Genomic DNA, 10,266 nt, shown 5'->3' on the forward strand with positions numbered 1-10,266 from the left:
AACTGACCCCGTGAATACGCAAAGTGACCTGACCTGGCTCCCGGCCACCGGCATTCAACTCCGCAAGGCCGGCGTCCAGTTCGACGCGATCAGAGTCGACGGCGAGGGGGGCCGGGATGTCGCCGACTGGCTCGCCCGCATGACCGGAGGTGATCCGGGGCCGATCGTCGAGACGGCGACGGGGCGGCGCGGGGTGTATTTCCTCGTGCCGGTCGGCAGTACGTCCCACCGCGCCTGGCCCGACGGAGTCACCCGCTTCATCGCCGGCCCGGGTCATGTCTCGTTCATCCCGGTGCCCGCTCTCAATGGCCTGACCTGGCCTTTGAGTTGGCGCTACCGCCCCACGGCCCCCGACCGCCTCGTCCACGCGCTGCTGCTGTGCACCGCACTTCACTCGCAGGAGTGAAGAACGCGAACTTCCGCCTGGGAAAAGGCGGTTTCGACTTGCAATCGTCGCTTTGTGTGGCCTTAGAGTCACGCCAACAAGAAATGCCCCCGCGGTGCGCCAACACCCGGGGGCTCGACACCAGGAGCAACACCTCCGGATGCGTTCTCATCGTATGACGCCTGCGCGCGTCTTTTCAGGCTTCTCTGCCGCCCTTCTCCGCGACCGGAGCATCTCCTGGTGCGCGGTGAGCGTACTGACGTACTTGCTGGCCCTCCCGAACCGCACCCGCGTCACCCTGCGCGCGCTTGCCGTGCCGCGCGGCGAGGGGCGGGGGCGGATCGCTGCCGCCCTGCGTGAGCTGGAGGAACGGCGGTATCTGCGGCGGGTTGTGCGGGAGGGGTGCCAGGACTCGGCGTCGGGCCAACTCTCCGTCGTTTACGAGGTGTTCGACGCCCCGTACGAAGCCGTGCCACGAACGGGTGAAACCAAAAAAGTCGGCGGCCGGAGGGCGTCGCCGGGCGCGCGCACCGCCGAAGCCGTGCGTCTGCTCCTGTCCTTCGGGGACTACGACCGGCGCTTCACCCTCGATGCCGCCGAGGCGGTGCGGCTCGCGCCGCTGGTGGAGGAGTGGTGGCGGCGGGGGGCCAGTAGCGCCCAGGTGCGGGCCGCGGTGACCTGGGGCCGGCCCCGGTGGGTGGGCTCGGCGTACGGCCATGCCGAGGGCCGGCTGCGGAGTGGGATGCGCCCTCCGGCGGCGCCAACAGCCTTGCCTGTCACGGCTGTTGAGGTTGATTTCGGAAAGCCGGGCGGCCTCGCCTGGCGGTTCCTTCGAGAGAAATGGAGCGTGTTCGATGACCGTCGTACTGGAGCGGCCTGAGGTGGTATACCGTCGGTATACTCTCCTCATGGCTGACACCACGATCAAGGTCGACCCCGCTGTCCGCGACCGCCTGCAGGAACTGGCCCGCGAGCGCGGGATGAGCATGCGGGATTTCGTGGCGGAGCTGGCCGGGGCCACGCCCACCAAGGAAGAGCTGCGGAAGCGGTACGAGGAGACCAAGGCGTACGTCGAGGAGCACTTCCTGGGGCGGCCGTACACCGAGGAGGACGAGAGGGCGGGCGAGAAGCTGTGGGCCGACCTCGAAGCCGGGCGGATCGGGGAGGTCCAGTGACGCGGGAGAAGCAGTACCCGCTGCCGCGCGCCGTCATCTTCGACGACACGGCCGCGCTCGCCCTCGGCGCGGGGAACAGCATGGCCTCGCGGCTGGTCGTCGAGGCCGAGAAGGATCCCGCGTTGCGGGTCTACATCCCGGCCCTCAGTCTCGCCGCCGCAGAGCGTGAGCGGGCCGGAGTCGCCGAGCACCTGGGCGCGTTGCCGTCGGTCAATGTCGAGGGGCTCGACTTCTCGGCCGCTGCCGCCGTGGGCAAGCGCCTGCGGACGGCCGGTGTCGGCGACGAGGGCAAGGACGAGCCGGACTGGAGCGGCGCGCAGGTGCTGCATCTCGCCCTGCCCACCGTCGAGTGGCCGCGCGGACGTCCGGTCCTGACCAGGACGCCGACCCGCTACCGGGGCACAGGCATCCGCACCATCCGCATCGTCGAGCAGAACTGACGTGCACCGGAGGGAGGGCGTCCTACGGGTGCCCTCCCTCCTCCCGCCCGGATGGAGCACTCAGCGAGCGAAGCGCGCATACCGCCCATACCTTGAGGCCGTACGACTCAGCGGCGACCAGAAGGAACGTGTCTCATGCGCGTACTGCTCCAGGCCCATTTCGACACCGAGAAGACGAACGACATCATCCGCAGCGGCAAGATGCCCCAGGTGATGAAGGAGATCGTGGACGCCTTCAAGCCGGAGGCCGCCTACTTCGGCCCCGACAACGGGGTCCGCTCGTGCTTCCTGGTCTTTGACATGCAGGACAGCGCCCAGATGCCGGTGCTCACCGAACAGCTCTTCCAGAAGTTCGGCGCCGTGGTGGACTACACGCCGGTGATGAACGCGGAGGACCTGCAGAAGGGGCTGTCCCAGCTGCAGGCCGGCTGACGGTCAGCTGAAGACGATCATCGAACCCTGCGCCAGGCTCCGCGTCGCCGCCGCGTGCAGGCCCAGCCACACGTGCCGTTCGCGGGCGAAGGGGCTCGGGTCGTAGGGGGCGGGGACGGCCGGTTCCTCCAGGGCCGTGGGCGTGAGCGGGGGTTGGGGAGCCGTCGGCGGGTTGGCCGGGTCGATGCCGATCACCGGGGCCACGAACTCCAGCTCGCGCAGGAGCGCCTGTGCGGAGCCCAGCGGGCCGCCGCCCGCGAGGAGTTCGTCGCTGGAGAGCGGGCTCGGGAAGTCCACGGGGACGTAGGCGCCCGCGTGGTCGTAGTGCCAGACCAGGTGCGACTGCTGGGCCGTCGAATCGAACATCTCCAGGAGCTGCTCGTAGTCACCGCCCAGTTCGTCGACCGGGGTGACCGCGAGCCCGCAGACCTGGAGCAGATACGCGCGGCGCAGGAAGTGCAGGGCGTCGTAGTCGAAGCCGGCGACCGGGGCGACGTCTCCGGACAGGCCCGGCATGTACTGGTACACCGGCACCGGCGGCAGCCCGGCCTCGGCGAGCACCTTGTTGTATTCCGCGAGTTCCTCGGCGAACGGGTTGTCGGGGGTGTGGCACAACACATCGACGAGCGGTACCAGCCACAGGTCACAGGCCAAAAGAGGGCTCCTCACACAGCAGTCGTCACAGGGCGGTCGTGGGGCGTGGCTCACGCGTAGCACAGTGGTCAGGGAAGGGTAATCGCTGCGGCTCGGGGGCGGACCCCCTCATGCAGGTCCCCGCTGGTGCAGGTCCCATACCCACACGCCGTCGACCCACCTACCGGGGCCGCCCACCAGTTTTTCCACGGTCTCACGCAGCGCGCCGGCGTTCGGCTGCGGAGCGAGCACGAGTACGCCCGCCCTCCAGTACGCCAGGTCCGCCCGGGCCTGCTCCCGCCATGAGTCGTTGACCGGCGGGACGTCCCCCGAGTTGCGCACGTCACGCAGCAGGTTGGAGGTGAAGCGGGGCTCGGCGCCGTAGATGCCGACGCGTTCGTCGCCGTAGGGGCCGTTGAAGTAGCCGCCGGGCAGCCTGAAGGCGAGCCCGGCCTCGGTCTGCCAGTGCAGCGCCTCCGCGTCGCCGGGGTCGGGCAACGGCACCGGCACGAGTGACTCGCCCTCGCGGACGTACGACGTCCAGGTGCCGTCCGCGATGAAGGCGGGCACGTCGATCCGGTCGACGGCCCTGAGCGGGGCCGGGACCAGGGGGAGCAACGCGAGGCCCACACCCAACAGGCCGACCCAGCGCGTCCCCAGGGGGCGGGCCGTCAGCAGCCGGTCCACGGCGACGGCGAGCAGCATGCCCAGCGCGGGCGCGCAGATCATCGCGACCCGGCTCTCGATGACCGCCTCGAACAGCGGCCTGTCGGCGAGGAGTTTCCAGGGGCCGGGCAGGGTGACGCCGGTGAGCGGGATGCGCAGCTCCCGCCCCAGGGACAGGAAGGCTGCGGCCACCGCCGTGAACGCCAGCGCCTTGACCTGGGGCCGCGCCCACAGTCGTACGACGATCGCGAAGGCGAGCAGGACCAGCGGCCAGCCGTAGAAGGCGTTCTGTTCGGTGGTGTTGAAGGCCAGCGCGTTCGCCGTCTCCGCGTCGCCCGCGAGCCAGGAGCGCTCGGCGAAGGAGAGCAGGGCGAGGGGGCTGTTGAAGGAGCGGGGGTTGTGCTCGATGTCCGTGTAGCTCTGCGGCCCGGCGAACTGCCAGACGAGCGGATACACCACGATCGGCAGGCAGACCGAGGCGCCGATGAGGATGCCCCGGAGGAGCGGCCGCCAGGAGTCCCGTGCCGCATCCCGGCGTACGACGGCGTAGGCGGCGGCGAACAGCAGCATGCCCAGCGCCGCCAGCAGCAACGGCTCCTCGCCGAGGAAGACCTGGTAGGCCGCCATCAGGCCCAGGACGACCCCGTCCCGTACGACCCGGGTGCCCGTGCACAGACGCAGGGCGCGGTCGATGATCAGCGGGATCATGAACAGCACCACGAAGTTCGGGTGCGCGTGGGCGTGGCTGACCATCGGCGGGGCGAAGGCGGCCAGCGACGCGCCGAGGAAGGCCGCGATCCGGCCGCGTACGACGTACTTGACGATCAGCCAGTACCAGGCGGCCGCGGTCGCGGCGAGGCCCAGCGTCATGACCAGGCTGAGGGTGACCGCGGGGCCGGCGGCCAGAGTGAGGGGCGTGAGGGGGACGGACAAGCCGAGCATGACCGTGTTGGCCATGAGGTTCACGCCGTCGGGGAAGCCCTGGAGGTCGGTGAAGAGGGGGTTTCGGAAGTGGGCGACGTTGTCGGCCGTGACCGCGAAGAACCACTCCCACTGGTTCTGGTCGCGCATCGAGTCGGGGAGATAGCGGTGGGCCGGGGCGAAGAAACGGCCGGAGTACAGGGCCACCGACATCAGCAGGAAGAGGAGGGCGGCGAAGACGTCGGCGGGGCGCAGGGAGCGGGCGGCGATCCGGACGAGCTCGGTGAGGGAGCGGGCGTAGTCGGCGGGGCCGACCTTCGAGCCGGGCCGGTGGGACCAGCGGACCGGGACCTCGGCGACGGTCAGGCCGGCCCGGCGCAGATGCCGTAACACCTCGACGTCTATGCCCCAGCCGTTGACGCGGGAGGCGGCGTAGGCCTCGCGGGCGCGGTCGCCGTCGAAGAGCTTGAAGCCGCACTGGGTGTCGTGGATGCCGGGCAGGGCGGTACGGCGGATGAGTACGTTGCCCGCGCGGCCGAGGAGTTCGCGCACCCGGTGCTGGCGGGCGCCGATAGTGGCGCCGGGGACCGAACGGGAGCCGATCGCCGCGCAGTTGCCCTCGCCGAGCGCCTTGTCGAGCTGCTCCAGCTCCTCGATCGGCGTGGCGAGGTCGGCGTCGGTGACCAGCACACGGCGCCCGCGGGAGGCGGCGACACCGAGGCGCAGGGCGTGGCCCTTGCCGCGGTTGCGGGGGCCGGTGACCAGCTGGATCCGGGGGTCCTGGCGGGCGGTGACGAGATCGCCGGTGGCATCGGTGGAACCGTCGTCGGAGACGACGACCTCCCAGGAGCCCCAGCGGGCTTCGTCGGCGGACAGGTAGTCGGTGAGCGCGTCGAGGGTGGGGGCCAGCCGGTGTTGTTCGTTGTAGGCGGGGACGACGACGGAGAGGTCGGGGACCTCGGGCGGGGCGGGGGTTTTCGTCGGCTCCCGCTCTTGGCTCACTCGGCCGCCAGTCGCTCGATCAGGGCGACCGAGTCCGTGTCGTGGGCGGCGATGATCTGGCGGGCGGTGGGCAGGTCGCGCTGCATCAGGGCGTCGACCAGGTCGGTGTGCCGGGACCACAGGTGGCCGCGCAGATCGTCCAGGCGGCGCAGGTGCTGGACCGCGCAGACCCAGGACTGCACGCGCAGCCGGTGCAGGAAGTCGGCGAGGTAGGGGTTGCCGAAGAGGGCGCCGAGCTCGCGCCAGAAGCGCAGGTCGTAGCCGATGAGGACGGTGAGGTCGCCGGCGGTGGCGGCGCGCTGGGCCTCCTCGGCGCGGCGGCGTACCCCGGCGACGGCGGCGGCGACGCGGGGGTTGTCGGGGTCGCGGTGGCTGGAGCGGTCGGTGGCCAGGACCTGGAACATGCCGTTGGTGACCAGGCCGCGGGCCTCGACGATGCCGCGGTAGTCCTCGACCGAGTACTCGTGGACGCGGAAGCCCCGGTGCTGGTCGGCCTCCAGCAGGCCCTGTGCGGAGAGGTCGACGAGTGCCTCGCGTACGGGGGTCGCGGAGACGCCGTACTGCTCGGCGATCTCCTTGACGGTGAACTCGCGGCCTGCCTGGAGTCGCCCGGCCAGTACCTCGTCCCGGAGTGCGTCCGCGATCTGCTGGCGCAGGGTACTTCGCGTCACGGAGCCGTTGCCGCCGGTGCCGGGCATGGTCGGGGCGTCTCCCGTCGTCGCGATGAGGTGGCGTGCACGTATATGTCTACGAGCACGCCACCTTACGCGTTCGGGTTCCGGGCGACGTTTCTGCGCCGGCCACGATCTTCCTCGTCTCGAAGGGGCCGCGTCGCAGGGGGTTACCGCGTGTACTCGTCCGCCACGGTCAGCGCCGCGTCCAGCGCCGCCAGCCCTTCCTTCAGCTCCGCCTCGGTCACGTTGCACGGCGGCACGACATGCGTGCGGTTCATGTTCATGAACGGCCACAGGCCCCCGGCCTTCGCGGCGGCGCCGAACGCCGCCATCGGGGCGTTCGCCGTACCGGCCGCGTTGTAGGGCACCAGCGGTTCGCGGGTCTCGCGGTTCTTCACGAGTTCGAGGGCCCAGAACATGCCCACGCCCCGCACCTCGCCGACGCACGGATGCCGCTCCGCCAGCTCACGCAGCGCCGGTCCCACCACCTCCGCGCCCAGCCGGGCGGCGTTGTCGACGACGCCCTCCTCCGCCATGACGTTGATCGTCGCGACGGCGGCCGCGCAGGCCAGCGGATGGCCCGAGTACGTCAGACCGCCGGGATAGGGCCGCTTCGCGAACGTCTCGGCGATGGCCCCGGAGATGGCCACCCCGCCCAGCGGCACATAGCCGGAGTTCACGCCCTTGGCGAAGGTCATCAGGTCCGGGGTCACGTCGAAGAGGTCCGCCGCGAACCACTCACCGGTCCGCCCGAACCCCGCCATGACCTCGTCCAGGATGAACACGATCCCGTACTTGTCGCAGAGCTCGCGGACGCCGGCGAGATAGCCGGGCGGCGGGACCATGATCCCGGCCGTCCCGGGAACCGTCTCCAGGACGATCGCGGCGACCGTCGACGGCCCCTCGAAGGCGATCGTCGTCTCCAGGTGCTCCAGTGCCCGCGCGCACTCCTGCTCCTCGGTCTCGGCGTAGAAGCGGGAGCGGTAGAGGAAGGGCGCCCAGAAGTGGACCACGCCCGCCGCGGCGCTGTCGGAGGCCCAGCGGCGCGGGTCGCCGGTGAGGTTCACGGCCTGCTGGGTGCCGCCGTGGTACGAGCGGTACGCCGAGAGCACCTTCGCGCGGCCCGTGTGCAGCCGGGCCATGCGCACGGCGTGCTCCACCGCGTCCGCGCCGCCGTTGGTGAAGAAGATCTTGTCGAGGTCGCCCGGCGTCCGCTCGGCGATCAGCCGGGCCGCCTCCGAGCGGGCCTCGACCGCGAACGCCGGCGCGAAGGTCGTCATCCGCGCGGCCTGCTCCTGGATCGCGGCGACGACCTTCGGGTGCTGGTAGCCGATGTTGGTGTAGACGAGCCCGCTGGTGAAGTCGAGGTACCGCTTGCCGTCGTAGTCCCAGAAGTACGACCCCTCCGCACCGGCGACGGCGAGCGGGTCGATGAGCTCCTGCGCGGACCAGGAGTGGAACACATGCGCACGGTCCGCGGCCTTCACGGCGGCGCCGACCTCGGGATTTGGCTGAGGGGTCATGCGCCGAGCGTAGGGATCGGCGCCCCGGACGGGATATCGGCGTCCTGTCTGCGGTCCGGGGGTTTCCGCGACAGGTTGTCGACGGCTGCCGCAGCCCCGCGATTGACAGCTTGCTGTCTAGATGCCAGGATGCTGTCATCTTAGAGGTGACGAAGTCTCCAGGAGGAGCCATGAGCGACAGCACCGGCACCACCACCCACGAGCCCCGCAGGCCCGTGTATCTCGCCGTCTACGACACCCTCGCCGACTGGGAGCCCGGCCACGCCACCGCCCAGCTGGCCCGGGCCGGGTACGAGATCCGCACCGTCGGCCCGACCCGCGAGCCCGTCACGACCGTCGGCGGTCTGCGCATCCAGCCCGACCTGGCCCTGGACGACGTACGGCCGGCCGACGCCTCCCTGCTGATCCTTCCGGGCGCCGACCTGTGGGACGCGGGCGACGAACTCGCCCCCTTCGCCCGCAAGGCGCGGGAGTTCCTCGACGCCGGCGTGCCCGTCGCCGCGATCTGCGGGGCGACGGCCGGTGTGGCGCGCGAAGGTCTGCTCGACGACCGGGACCACACCAGCGCGGTCTCCTTCTACCTGGCCGCGACCGGGTACGGCGGCGGCGAGCGGTACGTCGAGGCCGACGCCGTCACCGACGGCGGGCTCGTCACGGCCGGACCCACCGAACCCGTCGCCTTCGCGCGGGAGATCCTGCGGCTGCTGCACGTGTACGAAGACGAGGCCGTCGACGCCTGGTACCGCCTGTTCCACGACTCCGACCCCACCGCGTACGCCGTGCTGGAGAAGGCCGGCGTGCTGTGAGCCGGGAACGTCAGGATCTGCTCAGCCGCAGCGCGCTCGGCGTCTTCAAGCTCAACGGCCAGTTCCTCGGGGTCGCCGAGGAACTGGCCCGGCCGTCCGGGCTGACGGCGGCCTGGTGGCAGGTGCTGGGCGCGGTGCTCGGCGAACCCCTGCCCGTCGCCGGTGTCGCCCGCGCCATGGGCATCACCCGGCAGAGCGTGCAGCGCATCGCCGATCTGCTGGTGGACAAGGGGCTCGCGGAGTACCGGCCCAACCCGGCCCACCGCCGCGCCAAGCTCCTCGCGCCCACCGCGCAGGGGCGGGCGGCGATCTCCCGGATCGACCCCGGCCACGCGGAATTCGCGGACCGCCTGGCGGAGGCTTTCGGGGAGGCGGAACTCGTCGATGCGGTAAGGGTTCTGGAACGGTTGTCGAAGGTGCTCGACCAGATCGCCGGTCCTGTTACGGAACCGTAGACACCGGCCCGCTCACCTCCCCATATGCCGCACTATCGTGGGGCCGACGCATAGGCGGGGGCGGGTTGGGGGCGTGCGATGGAGAAGCTGGGGCCCGGGGATCCACAGCGGATCGGGGTGTACCGGCTGCTGGCGCGGCTGGGCGCGGGCGGCATGGGGGACGTCTATCTGGCCCGGTCGGAGCGCGGCCGTACCGTCGCCGTGAAGCTCGTACGGCGGGAGCTGGCCGCGCAGGAGGAGTTCCGGGCCCGGTTCCGGCAGGAGGTGCAGGCCGCGCGGCAGGTCGGCGGGTTCTGGACCGCACCGGTGCTCGACGCGGACACCGAGGCCGAGGTGCCCTGGGTCGCCACCGGGTATGTCGCCGGTCCCAGCCTCCAGCAGGTGGTCGGGCGCGATCACGGGGCGCTGCCCGAGCGTTCGGTACGGATCCTGGCGGCGGGGCTCGCGCACGCGCTGAAGGACATCCACGCCGCCGGGATCGTGCACCGGGATCTGAAACCGTCCAACGTCCTGGTCACCATCGACGGGCCCCGCGTCATCGACTTCGGGATCGCCCGCGCGCTGGAGTCGGTGGGCGAGAGCGGGCTCACCCGCACCGGCGCGCTCATCGGGTCGCCGGGGTGCGCAAGGACCCCGGTGCCCGGCCGACCCTCGACCGGATCCTGGAGCGCACGGGTGCCGAGGACACCGTCTCGGGCGGGCGCTCCCGTGATCCCTGGCTGCCGAGCGCGCTGGTGGCGCAGCTCGGGCGGCACGCGGTGCGCCTGCTGGACGCGGAGGACCCGGTCGGCGGAGCGGGAGCGCAGAGCCCGGACCACGACGGCGACCCGGCGGGGGAGAGCCCCGCGGATCCCGGTGTGCCGGGCCCCGGCGACCCGATGAGCGCGCCGGTGCGGGTGAGCCCGCTCTCGCCCACCGACTCCAGCGCGCGGGCGATCCCGAAGTCGATGACGCGGGGCCCGTCGATGGTGACCAGGACGTTGGACGGTTTCAGATCCCGGTGCACGATCCCGGCGGCGTGGATGTCCTTCAGCGCGTGCGCGAGCCCCGCCGCCAGGATCCGTACCGAACGCTCGGGCAGCGCCCCGTGATCGCGCCCGACCACCTGCTGGAGGCTGGGACCGGCGACATACCCGGTGGCGACCCAGGGCACC

The 10,266-nt window shown here is 71.4% G+C and carries 11 protein-coding genes and 2 pseudogenes; 8 read left to right on the forward strand and 5 right to left on the reverse strand.

The genetic code is table 11. The annotated features are described in order from the left end of the window. The first annotated feature begins 10 nt into the window (after nt 1–10). The 5 genes from EAO75_RS10550 (at nt 11) to EAO75_RS10570 (ending at nt 2,432) form a co-directional block, all read left to right on the forward strand. Nucleotides 11–406, forward strand: a complete 396-nt coding sequence (locus tag EAO75_RS10550) for a hypothetical protein (RefSeq protein ID WP_147994804.1) — start codon at nt 11–13, stop codon at nt 404–406. Between the two features lie 226 nt (nt 407–632). Beyond that, entirely contained in the window at nt 633–1,265 is a 633-nt protein-coding gene (locus tag EAO75_RS10555; RefSeq protein WP_147994805.1) for a hypothetical protein, read from the forward strand. Nucleotides 1,266–1,293: 28 nt separating this feature from the next. After that, complete coding sequence (locus tag EAO75_RS10560) at nt 1,294–1,560, forward strand: hypothetical protein (protein WP_261989235.1); 267 nt, start codon at nt 1,294–1,296, stop codon at nt 1,558–1,560. Beyond that, nucleotides 1,557–2,000, forward strand: a complete 444-nt coding sequence (locus EAO75_RS10565) for a hypothetical protein (protein WP_147994807.1) — start codon at nt 1,557–1,559, stop codon at nt 1,998–2,000. Before EAO75_RS10560 ends, EAO75_RS10565 begins: the two co-directional genes overlap by 4 nt. A gap of 135 nt (nt 2,001–2,135) precedes the next feature. Beyond that, on the forward strand, nt 2,136–2,432 hold the full coding sequence (locus EAO75_RS10570) for a DUF3303 family protein (RefSeq protein WP_147994808.1): 297 nt from the start codon (nt 2,136–2,138) through the stop codon (nt 2,430–2,432). A 3-nt stretch (nt 2,433–2,435) separates the two neighbouring features. Here the strand turns inward: EAO75_RS10570 and EAO75_RS10575 are convergent, their stop codons facing one another. The 4 genes from EAO75_RS10575 to EAO75_RS10590 form a co-directional block, all read right to left on the reverse strand. Then, on the reverse strand, nt 2,436–3,086 hold the full coding sequence (locus tag EAO75_RS10575; protein ID WP_147994809.1) for a hypothetical protein: 651 nt from the start codon (nt 3,084–3,086) through the stop codon (nt 2,436–2,438). Between the two features lie 108 nt (nt 3,087–3,194). Next, nucleotides 3,195–5,654, reverse strand: coding sequence for a dolichyl-phosphate beta-glucosyltransferase (locus tag EAO75_RS10580; protein WP_147994810.1), 2,460 nt, complete (start codon nt 5,652–5,654; stop codon nt 3,195–3,197). After that, entirely contained in the window at nt 5,651–6,352 is a 702-nt protein-coding gene (locus EAO75_RS10585) for a GntR family transcriptional regulator (protein WP_147994811.1), read from the reverse strand. The genes EAO75_RS10580 and EAO75_RS10585 overlap by 4 nt, the downstream gene beginning before the upstream one ends. A gap of 143 nt (nt 6,353–6,495) precedes the next feature. Continuing rightward, a complete protein-coding gene (locus tag EAO75_RS10590) occupies nt 6,496–7,851 on the reverse strand; it encodes an aspartate aminotransferase family protein (protein WP_147994812.1) in 1,356 nt (451 codons plus the stop codon). 170 nt (nt 7,852–8,021) lie between these two features. On the opposite strand from EAO75_RS10590, the gene EAO75_RS10595 reads away from it, so the two are divergent. The 3 genes and pseudogenes from EAO75_RS10595 to EAO75_RS10605 all read left to right on the forward strand — a co-directional run. Beyond that, a complete protein-coding gene (locus EAO75_RS10595) occupies nt 8,022–8,657 on the forward strand; it encodes a type 1 glutamine amidotransferase family protein (protein ID WP_147994813.1) in 636 nt (211 codons plus the stop codon). Further along, nucleotides 8,654–9,112, forward strand: a complete 459-nt coding sequence (locus EAO75_RS10600) for a MarR family winged helix-turn-helix transcriptional regulator (RefSeq protein ID WP_147994814.1) — start codon at nt 8,654–8,656, stop codon at nt 9,110–9,112. Before EAO75_RS10595 ends, EAO75_RS10600 begins: the two co-directional genes overlap by 4 nt. A 78-nt stretch (nt 9,113–9,190) precedes the next feature. After that, a pseudogene (locus EAO75_RS10605) lies at nt 9,191–9,975 on the forward strand (serine/threonine-protein kinase); the annotation flags it as partial. Nucleotides 9,976–10,085: 110 nt separating this feature from the next. Here EAO75_RS10605 and EAO75_RS48520 read toward each other — a convergent pair. Further along, a pseudogene (locus tag EAO75_RS48520) lies at nt 10,086–10,265 on the reverse strand (protein kinase domain-containing protein); the annotation flags it as partial. Nucleotide 10,266: the final 1 nt, after the last annotated feature.

Origin of the sequence: Streptomyces sp. UW30 (genome assembly GCF_008042075.1) — a bacterium.
Taxonomy (GTDB): Bacteria; Actinomycetota; Actinomycetes; order Streptomycetales; family Streptomycetaceae; genus Streptomyces.

Coding starts and splice junctions, on each gene's coding strand:
- EAO75_RS10560 (WP_261989235.1), top strand. CDS start 1,294: ATGGCTGACACCACGATCAAGGTCGACCCCGCTGTCCGCGACCGCCTG.
- EAO75_RS10570 (WP_147994808.1), top strand. CDS start 2,136: ATGCGCGTACTGCTCCAGGCCCATTTCGACACCGAGAAGACGAACGAC.
- EAO75_RS10590 (WP_147994812.1), bottom strand. CDS start 7,851: ATGACCCCTCAGCCAAATCCCGAGGTCGGCGCCGCCGTGAAGGCCGCG.
- EAO75_RS10595 (WP_147994813.1), top strand. CDS start 8,022: ATGAGCGACAGCACCGGCACCACCACCCACGAGCCCCGCAGGCCCGTG.
- EAO75_RS10585 (WP_147994811.1), bottom strand. CDS start 6,352: ATGCCCGGCACCGGCGGCAACGGCTCCGTGACGCGAAGTACCCTGCGC.